Here is a 13,912-nt window from a genome sequence, read left to right as displayed (position 1 = left end):
CAACAGACACGCAACTTCGATGGTGATATACTCTCGCCCCATAAATTTGCACCTCACATAGCGGAATAAACAATCCGAATCCGTGGGTAGTAAAGGCAAATAGACACTCTGTACATTTTTTATATCAAGGTTAATAACGCATGCTTTCTGACATTCGAATCGTCCTCGTTAATACCAGCCATTCAGGTAATATTGGTTCGGCTGCCAGAGCAATGAAAACAATGGGCCTAAGCTCTTTGTATTTAGTTGACCCGGTATCGCCTCCAGACGGAAAATCGAGTGCGTTGGCTGCTGGCGCTGGCGATGTTTTAGCGAATGCGACAACGGTAAAAACCTTGGAAGAAGCGGTGAGTGATTGCGGTTTAGTCGTTGGAACTTCAGCTCGTTCACGCACTTTACCATGGCCGATGCTAACGCCCAGAGAGTGCGGTGAAAAACTGGTTGTAGAATCTGAAAAATATTCTGTGGCCTTAGTGTTTGGACGCGAAAATAATGGCCTAACTAATGAAGAACTTCAGCAATGCCATTTTCATGTTTGTATTCCCGCTAACCCTGATTATAGTTCGTTGAATATCGCGGCAGCAGTACAAACACTGTGCTACGAAATTCGTGTGAATCACCTTGATATTGAGGCGGCAAAATTCCCTCCGTCGGAAGAAGCAGATTACCCTCGCAATGAAGATTTAGAGCGGTTTTATACACATTTAGAGGCCACGCTGAAAGAAACTCAGTTTATAGTGGCGAATCACCCAGGCATCGTTATGACGAAGTTAAGGCGACTATTCAATCGAGCCAGGCCTGAAAAGCAAGAGCTGAACATACTAAGAGGTATTTTATCTTCTATTGATAAAGTGACCGGTAGAGATACAAAGCTCACCGATGACACTGATAAGAGCTCAACAGACAGTTCAGATACAGTTAAGTAAACGAGAAAGCAAACGAATGTTTAGTAGAATTCGCGAAGATATAAAAAGTGTTTTTCACCGTGATCCTGCGGCGAGAAACTCCCTTGAGGTCATTTTCAATTATCCTGGTCTGCACGCTGTGTGGATCCATCGCTTTAGTCATAAGCTATGGACTTGGCGGTTGAATTGGTTGGCCCGTTTTCTATCCAATATTTCCAGATTTTTAACAGGCATTGAGATTCACCCAGGAGCTCAACTCGGTCGTCGTGTATTTATTGATCACGGTATGGGCGTTGTGATTGGTGAAACGGCTATCGTAGGCAATGATGTTACTTTGTATCACGGTGTAACGCTGGGCGGAACGAGTTGGCAAGCAGGCAAACGTCATCCAACGCTAGAAGATAATTCAGTAGTAGGTGCTGGTGCACAGGTACTAGGTCCTATTACGATCGGCAAGAACGCGAGAGTCGGTTCTAACAGCGTTGTCGTTAAAGATGTACCTGCAAACGCAACCTGTGTTGGTATTCCCGGACGAATCATCTTACAACGCGCAGAAGAATCAAGTGATAAACGCGAACATGTGAGTGAAAAACGACAAGCAATTGCAAAGAAATATGGTTTTGATGCTTACGCGGTGAGTGAAGACAACCCCGATCCGGTAGCAAATGCGATGGGCATTATGCTTGAACATGTGCATCAAATGGACACGAAAGTCGAAGAAATGTGTAAAGTCATTCAATCGTTAGGTGGTGACGTTTGCACTGATTCAATTCCTAGACTGGATATAGAAGATTTTGCTGAAACCGGCATATCGCCTGTGTTAAAGAAGGCTGCAGTTGAAGCCTTTGACCCACACATTTAGGTGATATTAGCTGAGATTATAAGGTAGGAATAAATAACCTACTAATTTACTCAGGTATATACTTGACAAAATTACTCAGGTATATACAATTCTCCGCATCATCAATAGCAAATATCAATTGCCATCAGTAGTGTTCAGACACACGCGAACACTTAAGCGGAGCGGGTACATTATGAAGCTAACATCTAAAGGGCGTTATGCAGTAACAGCAATGTTAGATGTTGCTTTGCACTCGAGAAAAGGCCCGGTTCCATTGGCAGATATTTCGGAAAGGCAGGAAATTTCTTTGTCTTATCTAGAGCAATTATTTTCTCGTTTACGTAAAGAGAACTTAGTATCTAGTGTTCGAGGTCCAGGCGGTGGTTATCAGTTAGGTAAAGCACCAAGTGAAATTGCAATTGGCGACGTTATTCGGGCAGTAGATGAGTCGGTCGACGCAACACGGTGTCAAGGACAGTCAGACTGTCAAGGCGGCGAGCGCTGCTTAACTCACACCTTATGGCAAGACTTAAGCGATCGAATTAGTCAATTTTTGAATGGCATAACCATTGGTGAATTGATGACAAAGAATGAAGTAAAAGAAGTAGCTGGCCGTCAAGATTCAAGCAAAACGGCAGCTAAAAATTTAGTTAGCGACATAGAAATCAGTATGCAACTGTAAGCGGAGCGATAATGAGCAATATCAAATTACCCATTTACCTAGACTATTCATCAACGACCCCTGTTGATCCTCGTGTCGCCGAAAAAATGAAAGAATGCCTGACTAATGAAGGTAATTTCGGTAACCCTGCATCACGTTCTCACCAATTTGGTTGGGTTGCAGAAGAAGCGGTGGACATTGCAAGAAATCAAATCGCAGACTTAGTCAATGCGGACCCGAGAGAAATTGTATTTACCTCAGGTGCCACAGAGTCAAACAACTTGGCGATTAAAGGTGCAGCAACGTTTTATCAGAAACGCGGTAAACACATCATTACCTTAAAAACTGAGCACAAAGCTGTATTAGATACAACGCGTCAGTTAGAGCGTGAAGGATTCGAAGTGACCTACATGATGCCTGAGCCGAATGGACTGGTAGATTTAGACAAGCTTCAGGCTGAAATGCGCGATGACACAGTGCTAGTCAGTATCATGCATGTAAACAATGAAATCGGTGTTATTCAAGATATTGAAGCGATTGGTAATATTTGTCGCGAACGTAAGATTGTTTTTCACGTTGATGCTGCACAGAGTACAGGTAAAGTGCCAATCGATTTGCAAGCTTTACCGGTGGATTTAATGTCATTCTCTGCCCATAAAACCTATGGTCCGAAAGGTATTGGTGCATTGTATGTATCACGTAAACCACGAGTACGTATCGAAGCGCAAATTCACGGTGGCGGTCATGAGCGAGGTATGCGTTCTGGAACCTTAGCAACTCATCAAATTGTAGGTATGGGCGAAGCGTTTAGAATTGCCAAAGAAGAAATGGCAACTGAGAATGAACGTGTGAAGATGCTACGTGACAAATTGTACAATGGCGTCAAAGACATTGAAGCTGTTTATTTAAACGGTGATGAAGAACATCGCGTTGCCCACAACTTAAATGTGAGCTTTGCTTACGTTGAGGGCGAGTCCTTGATTATGGCCTTAAAAGACATGGCTGTCTCTTCTGGTTCTGCGTGTACTTCTGCCAGCCTTGAGCCATCTTATGTACTGCGTGCACTTGGCTTAAATGACGAGTTAGCACATAGTTCAATCCGCTTTAGTATTGGTCGCTTCACAACGGAAGAAGAAATTGATTACGTGATTAAAGTGATTCGTAATGCAATCGACAAGCTTCGTGAGATGTCGCCATTATGGGATATGTACAAAGAAGGTATCGACCTAGACTCAGTAGAGTGGACGGCGCACTAAATTAGGAATTGAGGGTTGAATCTCTTGTATTCGACCTAAGTTGAATTGGTATCATTAGATACTTTAGCGAAAATACTACGACGTAACACGTTGATAGTGATGAAGAGGCAATTATTATGGCTTATAGTGAAAAAGTAATCGACCATTATGAAAATCCACGTAACGTGGGCGGTTTTGACAAAAATGACCCTAGTATTGCAACTGGCATGGTTGGCGCACCAGCGTGTGGCGATGTGATGAAGCTGCAATTGAAAGTGGGCGAAAACGGCATTATTGAAGATGCGAAGTTCAAAACCTACGGTTGTGGTTCTGCTATCGCTTCTAGCTCATTAGTGACTGAGTGGGTAAAAGGTAAAAGCATTGATGAAGCTACATCAATTAAAAACACTGACATTGCGGAAGAGCTAGCTTTGCCACCAGTGAAAATTCACTGTTCAATACTCGCTGAAGATGCGATCAAAGCAGCTGTAGCTGACTATAAAACGAAGCACGCGAAGTAAGTTGATATCATTGAGCATTGTGGCTTCGCTGCAATGCTGCAAGCACAAGAACAAGTTAACACGAGGAGCAATTTAGTGGGTATTAAGGTCACTGATGCAGCAGCATCAAGAGCAAAAGCATTTATGGACGGGCGTGGAACAGGTCTAGGATTGCGTTTGGGCGTTAAAACCACTGGTTGTTCTGGCTTAGCCTATGTTCTTGAGTTTGTTGATGAATTGAATCCGGACGACGAAGTATTTGAAGATAACGGTGTTAGAATTGTTATTGACGGTAAAAGTCTAGTCTACCTAGACGGTACCGAGTTAGACTTTGCCAAAGAAGGCTTAAATGAAGGTTTCCAATTCAACAATCCGAATGCTAACGGTGAATGTGGTTGTGGAGAAAGTTTCAACGTTTAAGGCGTGAATACTCATTCCCAGTAAAACGTCATCGCCGGCTTGTTTTCCTGTATCTACCAGATAACAGGAAAACAAGACATAACACGCCAACCATCAAGGTCTTTTTCGCATGAATTACTTTGAGTTATACAATCTTCCAGCACAGTTTGAGATTGATTTAAGCAAGCTCAAACAGCACTATCAAACTCTTCAAAAATTGACTCATCCAGATCGCTTCGCTAGTGCGAGTGAGCAACAAAAACGTATGTATTTAACCAAAAACGCACAGGTCAACGACGCGTATACCGTTCTTCGGTCTCCTGTTAGTCGTGGTGAGCATTTGTTGGGATTACGTGGCATTGAATTGGCGAATGAACAAGAAACCGTTGGTGATGTAAACTTTTTGATGCAACAAATGGAATGGAGAGAAGCGCTTGAAGATGCTGACTCCGTTGATGCACTAAATCAATTGGCCGTTGAAAATAAGAGTGAAGTTGACGCACAAGAAGCGACTATTCGCGCTCTCTTAGAAAAAAATACTGAAAGTGATGATAAACAAGCAGCAGATGAATTGCGTAAAATGAAATTCATGCTAAAACTAGCATCAGAGATCGATGCAAAAATTGACACATTAGAAGCGTAAAGGGTACTAATTTACATGGCTTTATTACAAATCGCGGAGCCCGGGCAAAGTGCTGCTCCGCACGAGCGAAAAATCGGCATTGGTATTGATTTAGGAACGACAAACTCCTTGGTCAGCGCAGTGAGAAGTGGCCAGTGTGTGACGCTTGCTGACGAACAAGGTCGCCACCTTCTGCCTTCGGTCGTACATTATGCAACTGATTCTATTGATGTCGGTTTTCATGCCAGAGACAATTCAAACGCCGATCCTGAAAATACCATTATGTCTGTTAAGCGATTCATGGGGCGTACCTTAGCTGATGTGACTCAGCATTGGCACCAGTTGCCTTATCAGTTTTCGTCAGAAACGACGTCGCCTCGTTTTATCACTCCCAAAGGCGAGTTCAATCCAATCCAAGTATCTTCACATATTCTAAGTGCGCTTAAGACGAGAGCTGAAGCGAGTATGGGAGAGGAAATTACGGGTGCGGTTATCACCGTTCCTGCCTATTTTGATGACGCTCAGCGTCAGGGGACTAAGGATGCCGCGCAGCTTTCCGGCTTGAACGTGTTACGCCTATTGAATGAGCCTACAGCGGCTGCCATCGCTTACGGATTAGATAGCGAAGAAGAAGGCGTTATTGCAGTTTACGATTTAGGTGGCGGTACATTTGATGTATCTATTCTAAGATTGAACAAAGGCGTCTTTGAGGTACTCGCAACCGGCGGTGATTCGGCTCTTGGTGGGGATGATTTCGATCATCTCGTAGCCGATTATGTCTCCAATACTTTGCACTTAGACGACGCTTCCCAAAAGCTAAATCACAGACGTTTGATGAATATAGCCAAACAAGCCAAGGAATGCTTGAGCGATAACACTACGTTTAATGGTGAGCTTCAGCTGCTTCAGGCGTCAGGAGAAACTGTTCAGAGTAATATCACGGTGAGCCTAGAAACGTTTAACGAACTCATTGCAGACTTAGTGAAAAAGACGATCGCTACCTGCAAACGTGCTTTGAAAGACGCAGATGTGTCGATAGATGACGTTAATAATGTGGTCATGGTGGGTGGCTCTACTCGTGTTCCTCTTGTGAGAACTCAGGTTGCTGACTTCTTCGGGAGAGTTCCATTGACTTCTATTGACCCAGATAAGGTCGTTGCGATAGGTGCTGGTATACAAGCCGATATCTTGGTTGGAAACAAACCCGATAGTGACATGTTGCTACTGGACGTTTTGCCATTATCCTTAGGTATTGAAACTATGGGCGGTTTAGTTGAGAAAATTATTCCAAGAAATACCACAATCCCAGTAGCAAAAGCACAAGAATTTACTACGTTTAAAGATGGCCAAACGGCTATGATGGTGCATGTGTTACAAGGTGAACGAGAATTAGTTGAAGATTGTCGCTCCCTCGCCAAGTTTACGCTTACTGGTATTCCGCCGATGGTTGCTGGTGCAGCGCATATCCGAGTTACCTTTCAAGTTGATGCGGATGGTTTGCTTAACGTCACAGCGATGGAAAAATCAACCGGTGTACAAGCAGAGATACAAGTTAAACCTTCCTATGGGTTGGAAGAGTCAGAAATTTTGAGCATGCTTCAGTCAAGCATGCAGAATGCCAAGCATGACATGCAAGCGCGTATGCTCAAAGAGCAACAGGTAGAAGCGAGTAGAGTGCTCGAAGCGATGCAAGGCGCTTTGGCCGAAGACGGAGACGAATTACTCAATGACGAAGAACGAAGCGCGATTGAAGCATCTTTGTTCGCGCTAGTTGATATAGCCAAAGCTGGCGACATTGAAGCGATTAAACAAGCAATAACCAAGGTTGACAAGCTTAGCCAAGATTTTGCTGCAAGAAGAATGGACAAGTCGATTCAAAAAGCGCTGTCTGGTCACTCAGTTGATGATATTTAGATTAGGATAAGAAAACATGCCACAAGTTATATTTTTACCTCATGCCGAATTATGCCCAGATGGTGCAGTACTTGAGGGTGACAAAGGGACATCTGTTCTTGATGTTGCACTGAAGAATGGTATTGGCATCGAGCATGCCTGCGAAAAAGTATGTGCCTGCACAACCTGTCACGTAATCATTCGTGAAGGATTTGACTCTTTAGGTGAAACGGATGAACTGGAAGATGATCTGCTCGACAAAGCATGGGGCTTAGAGCCAGATTCTCGCTTAGGTTGCCAAGCAATCATTCGAGACGAAGACCTAGTGGTTGAAATTCCGAAATACACTATTAATCACGCAAGCGAAGACCATTAAACTGGTATGTTGCGGGTAGACAAGTTCTATTCGCAAATTTTTCACTCATATCGAAGCCAAAGCAATTGACTCCACCTTAAGCTTAAAAGGACCTTCCTGTTTTTGAGTGATCATGATGCCAATTTGAACAATATCCTCCCATGCTAGCGCTTCTACATTTCTTAACTGACGCCCACGCCATACAGGCACAAAATCGTTTAAATCAAAGCTATGCTCGGTTACCTCATTAGCTTTAGTTTGGAAGCCACTAGCATATGAAACGCCATCCAAGTATCGGTTGGTTCTAAAACGAAGTTGATAGTACTGACCATCACCCTTCACTTTTAAAGTGAGTTTGCCTTTCGTTCCAAGTTCAGTGTTAGGCATCTTTTCAGTCGGCGTCCATAATCTTCTCACCGAGGCGAAGCCACCATTGTTATCCAAAGAAAGAGTGCCAGAAAATACCCCATATTGGCCTTCATTTGTCATACTTGAGCGCGAAACACCGCCCATCACCGAGTCATTGACTCTGCGCCACGCTGCAATGTCGTTTTCGCTCTGAAACAATATCTGACTCACCCTTTTTGTGGTCTTAGATGTTTCCATACTCGAAGTTTCCCCTTGCAACGTGTTTTCTGCGCGAGTGTTCTTCGCATTGCTATCAAACGCAAGCGCACCGGCCATTATGATTAAAAACAATAATTTCACTGTGAGTGCCCAATGTCCCTAAAAAACTTTATACTCGAGCTAAGTATTTTAGTTCAGTTTCAGTATCTACTGTATGGTCTTATCACACTGTTCTCGCTGTCTTTTTCCAAGCTTTGGTCACCAAGTGTGCTCACTATCGCTTACAACAAGTAAATGAAATTTAAATGAAGGGGTAGGTTTTTACGTCTATCTTCTTTATAATCGCGCGAATTTTTAAAATATAGCAAACTGGAAGAATTAACCATGGCTTTAGAACGCACTTTTTCAATCATTAAACCTGACGCAGTAGCAAAAAATGTTATCGGCGCTATCTACAACCGTTTCGAATCAGCGGGCTTGCGCATCGTTGCTTCAAAAATGGTTCATATGAGCAAAGAGCAAGCCGAAGGCTTCTATGCAGAACATAGCGAACGTCCTTTCTTCGGCGCTTTAGTAAGCTTCATGACTTCTGGTCCAGTAATGGTTCAAGTTTTAGAAGGCGACAACGCAGTTGTAAAAAATAGAGAAATCATGGGTGCAACTAATCCAGCTGAAGCCGCTGCTGGTACTTTGCGTGCTGATTACGCAGAATCAATTGACGAAAATGCTTGTCACGGTTCTGATGCGCCAGAGTCTGCAGCCCGCGAAATTGCTTACTTCTTCTCTGACGAAGAAATTTGCCCACGCACACGCTAAGCAAACGAAGTGTTATACTAAGGGAGCTTCGGCTCCCTTTTTTAGTTTATCGCTAATTATAGTCGATTAAACTCTGAAATTTTGTCGAATACGTATATCATGGTAATTAAGGGCTCATAGTAGAAACATAGTGATTTGTTTTGCCATACAGCTCGACAGTGATGCAATTAAATTCAAGGTAATAAAATGTCCGCAAGCACCCAAAATGAAGTTATTGAAGCAACAGACAAAAAAGTCAATTTATTGAACTTTGATCGTCAGGGATTGCGTGACTTTTTTGCTTCTATCAATGAAAAGCCATTCAGGGCCGATCAGTTAATGAAGTGGATTTACCAAGCGGGTGAATCTGACTTCGATAAAATGACGAACCTTAATAAAGACCTTCGCGCAAAATTAAAAAGTCGTTGCCATATTGAAGCGCCTGTCATTTCTCAGCATCAACAAGCCTCTGACGGAACAATCAAGTTTGCTCTACTACTGGACGGTGGGCAAGAGGTCGAAACAGTTTGGATCCCAGAAACTGATCGCGCCACACTGTGCGTGTCTTCACAAGTCGGCTGTGCTCTCGAATGTACTTTTTGTTCGACTGCACAACAAGGGTTTAATCGCAACCTGTCGGTAGCGGAAATTATTGGCCAAGTGTGGCGAGTTGCTACCTTTATTGGTTTGTCCAAAGACACCTCTCAACGCCCTATTACGAATGTCGTTATGATGGGAATGGGAGAGCCGCTGCTCAATCTTAAAAATGTTATTCCAGCTATGCGTATTATGTTGGACGATTTTGGGTTTGGCTTGTCAAAACGTCGTGTGACCTTAAGTACTTCTGGCGTAGTTCCTGCTTTAGATATGCTGGGTGACCAAATCGACGTAGCGCTAGCAATATCCTTGCACGCACCAGATAACACTTTGCGTGACGAAATAGTGCCAGTAAATAAAAAATACCCAATTGAGGAGTTTTTAGCGGGTGTTCGTCGCTACTTAGCGAAATCAAAAGCGAACCAAGGCAAAGTCACAGTAGAATATGTGATGTTGAGTCATATTAATGATAGTACTGATCAAGCGCACGAGTTGGCCAAAGTGTTAAAAGATACACCAAGCAAGATTAATTTGATCCCGTTTAATCCTTACCCTGGATCACCTTATACTTGCTCAAGTAATTCAAGAATGGATAGGTTTGCTAAAGTCCTCATGGAATATGGTTTTACTGTTGTAGTCAGAAAAACACGTGGAGATGATATCGATGCAGCTTGTGGCCAGTTGGTGGGTGATGTTGTAGACCGGACTAAAAGATTGTTGAAAAAACAGATGAATGGATTGCCAATTTCGGTAAAAATGACTGAATAAGAAAACAAAGAGATTAACATGTTGAAAAAATTGATCGCAATGTTTGTTGTATGCGCGACCTTAGCGGGCTGTGTATCTGAACCTCGTGACCCTGCCTTTGCGGGCGCCGAAGCAATTAATAACGACGAAGCGGCAAAGACACGCGTCAGTCTTGGACTCACTTATTTAAATAACGGGAATTTTGCGCAAGCGAAAGCTAACCTAGATAAGGCTCTGGAATTCTCTCCCAGATCGGCAAATGCTAACTTTGCGATGGCTTTTTACTACCAGCAAGTTGATGAACTGGGTTTGGCCAATGAATATTACGATCGCGCACTGAAATATGGCCCGGAGAACGCTGATATTATTAACAGTTATGGTGCTTTTTTATGTGAGCAAGGGAAATACGAAAGAGCCAAGTCTTACTTCCTTCGCGCGGTAAATAATAAGAGTTATGTATCAACGGCAGAAACCTATGAGAATCTGGCAATATGCGCCCAAGATCAAGGTCGGTCTGATGAGGCTCTGACTTATTTTCAGTCTGCCTTAAACCATCAACCTACACGCTCAAAGAGTCTTTATTTGCTAGCCCAATTACAGGCTCAAGAAGGGAATTTTGGTGATGCAAAGAAAACCTTATGGAAATATGAACGTGTTTCACAAGTCTCTCCTCAGTCCTTATGGTTAGCCTATGAGATTGCGCAAGGCCTAGGTGACACAAAATCTGCACTGTCTTACGGTGAGATTATGAAGAGTATGTATCCTGACCATCCCAATACAGCACTATTTAAGAAGCAAATGGGTAAATTCCAGCCGGTTGCTACTGTAAAGTCAAAGAGACGCGTTAGCGTTGAGCCAACAGGCCCAGCAGGAACGGCAGATCCTGTACCTAATCAAGTGCAAGTTGAAGATAAGCCAAGTGCAGCAGTGACTCAAGCTGAGGATGGCGCCGCTGAAGTAGTGCAAGTAGAAGAAAAGTCGAACCCAGAGCCACCGAAAAAGAAAGCGATGATATTAGCACCAACCGCGGTTGTTGAGGTGCCGATTACGACAGAAGAGACTGCCGAGTCAGAAGAAGTGGCAGCGCAAGTAGCTACACAAGCAACGCAAAGCCCTAAGGAAGATCTTAAAAATAATGTGGAAAGCACTTCAAGTACTCCTGCCGCAACTGTTCCTGCCATGACTAAGCCAAGCTTAAGTGCTGAGGAAGTAGCAAAACGTGAAGCCGAATTAGAAGCCGCATTTGATAATGCAGAGCAAGCAGTTGAAGAGCCTGCGCAAGTGGTGCCAAGTGAGCCTCTTGCTGAGCTTGAAAAAAGTGAACCAAAGCAGGTGATTACCGATGTCGCTGAAAGTCAAAACGAGACAGCAAGCGAAAGTACGCAAATTGTAGAGAGGGGTGATAGCGATGATGCAGACAAACCTGTTTATCATATAGTCAAACCTAAGGAAAACTTGTATCAAATCTCACTTAGATATAACGTTAAAATGAAGTATCTTATGCAATGGAACAAACTAGACGATGCATCTTCTATCCAAATAGGGACGAAGCTGCGGGTAAAGGACCCAAAATCGAATGACTGATGAAAATAGCAATACACAAGAAGCGGCGACAGAGTCGACAAAAGCTACACCAGGTCAGCAACTGCGCCAAGGCAGAGAAGCCATGGGGCTATCACAACAGCAAGTTGCCGATAGACTTCATTTACGTCTAAACAATATTCAAGATATCGAGAGTGATACTCACAAACCCGGCGTATCAATCACCTTTACGAAAGGCTACGTGCGTATTTATGCCAAATTACTAGGTATGCCATCAGAACCCTTGCTAGAAGCCTTTGATATACTTCACCAAGGGGAAAAACAACCAGCTAAACTGCAGAGTTTTTCTCAACGTGTCGCTAGGCAAGCTAACGACGATAGGTGGATGATGGTCACCTACCTGATTATCTTTCTTGTTTTAGCATCTTTGGTTATTTGGTGGTTCCAACAATCTGAAACCTCGGATAAACCATTTTTAGAACGCTTTTCTTGGTTCACGTCTGCAAGCTCTGAAGACGCTAGCGCGCAAGAGGGGGAATTAGTGGATGTCCTCAGTCGTGAGCAAGAGCCAGCGCTTCCTCCTGCCGATTTACCAGATGAGTTAGAAGTCACCGAGCAAGAAGTTGTGCAGCAAAGTACCGACACAAGTCCAACAACGTCAGATTTCATTTCTGAAGCTGAAGATATAGCAGAACCAATAGTAGACGATGCAGCAGCCCTTGTGACCGAGGGTGTTGAAACTGCGCAAGATCAAATTGAAAAAGTGGCTGATGATTTCAGTAATGATGATCCGGTACTAGATAGTGGTGATATCGCCGTATTTGACTCAAGCGATTATGGCGATTACGAAGTGAACTCTGATGGCACTGTAGACCTTGTTTTTACTTTCTCAGAAGACTGTTGGTTACAGGTGACTGATGCAAATGACGAAGTCATGGCTGTAGGCGTAAAAGTAAAAGGCAGAGTGATGCCAGTCAGCGGCGTACCACCTATTTCAGTGAATATGTGCCCGCCAGAAACCGTAAAAATTAATTTTGCTGGTAAAGACGTCGATCTAAGTGAATATAGACGTGGTGTCCCAGTTAAGTTTGAATTATCTGTAACAGGTGAATAATGTTTTCTGATTCTCCAATTGTTCGTCGTAAATCTACTCGAATCAATGTAGGCAATGTGCCTATTGGCGGTGGCGCTCCTATCGCCGTTCAGTCTATGACCAATACCGAAACAACCGACGTTGCTGCAACAGTTGCGCAAATAAAGCGAATTCAGGCCGTTGGTGGTGAAATTGTGCGTGTATCCGTACCTACGATGGACGCAGCTGAAGCCTTCAAAAAAATACGAGAACAAGTAAATGTGCCATTAGTGGCCGACATTCATTTTGATTACCGTATTGCGCTAAAGGTTGCAGAGTATGGAGTGGACTGCTTGCGCATTAACCCCGGCAATATCGGCAACATGGAAAGAGTGAAGTCTGTTGTAGACTGCGCAAAAGATAAGAATATTCCAATTCGTATTGGCGTAAATGGCGGGTCTTTAGAGAAAGAAATTCAGGAAAAGTATAAAGAACCTACAGCAGAAGCACTTGTTGAATCAGCTATGCGACATGTTGATATTCTGGATAAGCTCAATTTCGACCAATTTAAAGTGAGTGTTAAGGCATCTGATGTCTTTCTTGCTGTAGGCGCTTATCGCTTATTGGCCAAACAGATTCAGCAACCACTCCATCTCGGTATCACCGAAGCTGGTGGCTTCCGTGCAGGAGCGGTTAAAAGCGCAGTAGGTTTAGGCATGCTCTTAGCCGATGGTATTGGTGATACCATCCGTATTTCCTTGGCAGCTGATCCAGTTGAAGAAATCAAAGTTGGTTTCGATATCCTCAAGTCTTTACGCATTCGTTCGCGCGGCATCAATTTTATTGCTTGTCCTAGTTGTTCGCGCCAAGAGTTTGATGTGATATCGACAGTGAATGCCCTCGAGGAACGGGTAGAAGATATTCTTACTCCAATGGACGTATCGATTATCGGTTGTGTGGTGAATGGACCCGGTGAGGCCGAAGTGTCTGATCTAGGTTTAACTGGCGCTCGCAATATGAGTGGTTTTTATCTTGATGGTAAACGCCAAAGAGAGCGATTATCTAATGATGATTTAGTCGATCAGTTGGAAAAACGTATTCGTGCAAAAGCGGCGCAGTTGGATGAGAATAATCGAATTCAGGTAACAAACCTCGCTAAATAGTCCGAATATATTCAATCA

15 protein-coding genes are annotated in these 13,912 nt (G+C 43.5%); 14 read left to right on the top strand and 1 reads right to left on the bottom strand.

Annotation, left to right across the window (positions count from 1 at the left end; all coding sequences use genetic code 11):
- Nucleotides 1–140: 140 nt before the first annotated feature.
- The 9 genes from trmJ (at nucleotide 141) to fdx (ending at nucleotide 7,432) form a co-directional block, all read left to right on the top strand.
- Entirely contained in the window at nucleotides 141–926 is a 786-nt protein-coding gene (gene trmJ / locus RM556_RS11245; RefSeq protein ID WP_311374612.1) for a tRNA (cytosine(32)/uridine(32)-2'-O)-methyltransferase TrmJ, read from the top strand.
- The gene (gene cysE, locus RM556_RS11240) at nucleotides 880–1,767 is read left to right on the top strand and encodes a serine O-acetyltransferase (RefSeq protein ID WP_311374611.1); all 888 of its coding nucleotides are present in this window, start codon (nucleotides 880–882) and stop codon (nucleotides 1,765–1,767) included. Before trmJ ends, cysE begins: the two co-directional genes overlap by 47 nt.
- Nucleotides 1,768–1,939: 172 nt before the next feature.
- Nucleotides 1,940–2,428, top strand: coding sequence for a Fe-S cluster assembly transcriptional regulator IscR (gene iscR, locus RM556_RS11235; RefSeq protein WP_311362774.1), 489 nt, complete (start codon nucleotides 1,940–1,942; stop codon nucleotides 2,426–2,428).
- 11 nt (nucleotides 2,429–2,439) lie between these two features.
- Entirely contained in the window at nucleotides 2,440–3,663 is a 1,224-nt protein-coding gene (locus tag RM556_RS11230) for an IscS subfamily cysteine desulfurase (RefSeq protein ID WP_311374610.1), read from the top strand.
- A gap of 116 nt (nucleotides 3,664–3,779) precedes the next feature.
- Nucleotides 3,780–4,163, top strand: coding sequence for a Fe-S cluster assembly scaffold IscU (iscU, locus tag RM556_RS11225; RefSeq protein WP_311362772.1), 384 nt, complete (start codon nucleotides 3,780–3,782; stop codon nucleotides 4,161–4,163).
- Between the two features lie 75 nt (nucleotides 4,164–4,238).
- A complete protein-coding gene (iscA, locus tag RM556_RS11220; RefSeq protein WP_311374609.1) occupies nucleotides 4,239–4,562 on the top strand; it encodes an iron-sulfur cluster assembly protein IscA in 324 nt (107 codons plus the stop codon).
- Between the two features lie 109 nt (nucleotides 4,563–4,671).
- Entirely contained in the window at nucleotides 4,672–5,184 is a 513-nt protein-coding gene (gene hscB / locus RM556_RS11215) for a Fe-S protein assembly co-chaperone HscB (RefSeq protein ID WP_311374608.1), read from the top strand.
- 15 nt (nucleotides 5,185–5,199) lie between these two features.
- Nucleotides 5,200–7,077 carry a Fe-S protein assembly chaperone HscA gene (gene hscA, locus RM556_RS11210; protein WP_311374607.1) on the top strand — a complete coding sequence of 626 codons (1,878 nt, stop codon included), beginning with the start codon at nucleotides 5,200–5,202 and terminating at the stop codon, nucleotides 7,075–7,077.
- Nucleotides 7,078–7,093: 16 nt separating this feature from the next.
- The gene (fdx, locus tag RM556_RS11205) at nucleotides 7,094–7,432 is read left to right on the top strand and encodes an ISC system 2Fe-2S type ferredoxin (RefSeq protein ID WP_311362769.1); all 339 of its coding nucleotides are present in this window, start codon (nucleotides 7,094–7,096) and stop codon (nucleotides 7,430–7,432) included.
- 45 nt (nucleotides 7,433–7,477) lie between these two features.
- Here fdx and RM556_RS11200 read toward each other — a convergent pair whose 3' ends face one another.
- Nucleotides 7,478–8,119 (bottom strand): CIA30 family protein, encoded by a 642-nt coding sequence (locus tag RM556_RS11200; protein WP_311374606.1) that lies wholly within the window; start codon nucleotides 8,117–8,119, stop codon nucleotides 7,478–7,480.
- Between the two features lie 243 nt (nucleotides 8,120–8,362).
- On the opposite strand from RM556_RS11200, the gene ndk reads away from it, so the two are divergent.
- The 5 genes from ndk to ispG all read left to right on the top strand — a co-directional run bounded on the left by ndk (nucleotide 8,363) and on the right by ispG (nucleotide 13,894).
- Complete coding sequence (gene ndk, locus RM556_RS11195; protein WP_195734533.1) at nucleotides 8,363–8,794, top strand: nucleoside-diphosphate kinase; 432 nt, start codon at nucleotides 8,363–8,365, stop codon at nucleotides 8,792–8,794.
- Between the two features lie 186 nt (nucleotides 8,795–8,980).
- Nucleotides 8,981–10,138: a bifunctional tRNA (adenosine(37)-C2)-methyltransferase TrmG/ribosomal RNA large subunit methyltransferase RlmN gene (locus tag RM556_RS11190; protein ID WP_311362765.1), complete on the top strand. Its 1,158-nt coding sequence runs from the start codon at nucleotides 8,981–8,983 to the stop codon at nucleotides 10,136–10,138.
- 18 nt (nucleotides 10,139–10,156) lie between these two features.
- Nucleotides 10,157–11,701, top strand: coding sequence for a type IV pilus biogenesis/stability protein PilW (gene pilW, locus RM556_RS11185; protein WP_311374605.1), 1,545 nt, complete (start codon nucleotides 10,157–10,159; stop codon nucleotides 11,699–11,701).
- Complete coding sequence (locus RM556_RS11180) at nucleotides 11,694–12,773, top strand: RodZ domain-containing protein (protein ID WP_311362763.1); 1,080 nt, start codon at nucleotides 11,694–11,696, stop codon at nucleotides 12,771–12,773. The genes pilW and RM556_RS11180 overlap by 8 nt, the downstream gene beginning before the upstream one ends.
- Nucleotides 12,773–13,894 carry a flavodoxin-dependent (E)-4-hydroxy-3-methylbut-2-enyl-diphosphate synthase gene (ispG, locus tag RM556_RS11175; RefSeq protein WP_311374604.1) on the top strand — a complete coding sequence of 374 codons (1,122 nt, stop codon included), beginning with the start codon at nucleotides 12,773–12,775 and terminating at the stop codon, nucleotides 13,892–13,894. Before RM556_RS11180 ends, ispG begins: the two co-directional genes overlap by 1 nt.
- Nucleotides 13,895–13,912 lie beyond the last annotated feature (18 nt).

This window comes from Alteromonas sp. W364 (genome assembly GCF_031846205.1).
Lineage (GTDB): Bacteria > Pseudomonadota > Gammaproteobacteria > Enterobacterales > Alteromonadaceae > Glaciecola > Glaciecola blandensis.
This window is presented reverse-complemented; position numbering and strand designations above follow the sequence as displayed.

Excerpts from the sequence above, each read along its gene's own strand:
- fdx (WP_311362769.1), top strand. The coding sequence starts at position 7,094 with ATGCCACAAGTTATATTTTTACCTCATGCCGAATTATGCCCAGATGGT.
- ispG (WP_311374604.1), top strand. The coding sequence starts at position 12,773 with ATGTTTTCTGATTCTCCAATTGTTCGTCGTAAATCTACTCGAATCAAT.
- hscB (WP_311374608.1), top strand. The coding sequence starts at position 4,672 with ATGAATTACTTTGAGTTATACAATCTTCCAGCACAGTTTGAGATTGAT.
- pilW (WP_311374605.1), top strand. The coding sequence starts at position 10,157 with ATGTTGAAAAAATTGATCGCAATGTTTGTTGTATGCGCGACCTTAGCG.
- RM556_RS11230 (WP_311374610.1), top strand. The coding sequence starts at position 2,440 with ATGAGCAATATCAAATTACCCATTTACCTAGACTATTCATCAACGACC.
- cysE (WP_311374611.1), top strand. The coding sequence starts at position 880 with ATGACACTGATAAGAGCTCAACAGACAGTTCAGATACAGTTAAGTAAA.
- RM556_RS11180 (WP_311362763.1), top strand. The coding sequence starts at position 11,694 with ATGACTGATGAAAATAGCAATACACAAGAAGCGGCGACAGAGTCGACA.
- iscR (WP_311362774.1), top strand. The coding sequence starts at position 1,940 with ATGAAGCTAACATCTAAAGGGCGTTATGCAGTAACAGCAATGTTAGAT.
- iscU (WP_311362772.1), top strand. The coding sequence starts at position 3,780 with ATGGCTTATAGTGAAAAAGTAATCGACCATTATGAAAATCCACGTAAC.
- RM556_RS11190 (WP_311362765.1), top strand. The coding sequence starts at position 8,981 with ATGTCCGCAAGCACCCAAAATGAAGTTATTGAAGCAACAGACAAAAAA.
- trmJ (WP_311374612.1), top strand. The coding sequence starts at position 141 with ATGCTTTCTGACATTCGAATCGTCCTCGTTAATACCAGCCATTCAGGT.
- ndk (WP_195734533.1), top strand. The coding sequence starts at position 8,363 with ATGGCTTTAGAACGCACTTTTTCAATCATTAAACCTGACGCAGTAGCA.
- hscA (WP_311374607.1), top strand. The coding sequence starts at position 5,200 with ATGGCTTTATTACAAATCGCGGAGCCCGGGCAAAGTGCTGCTCCGCAC.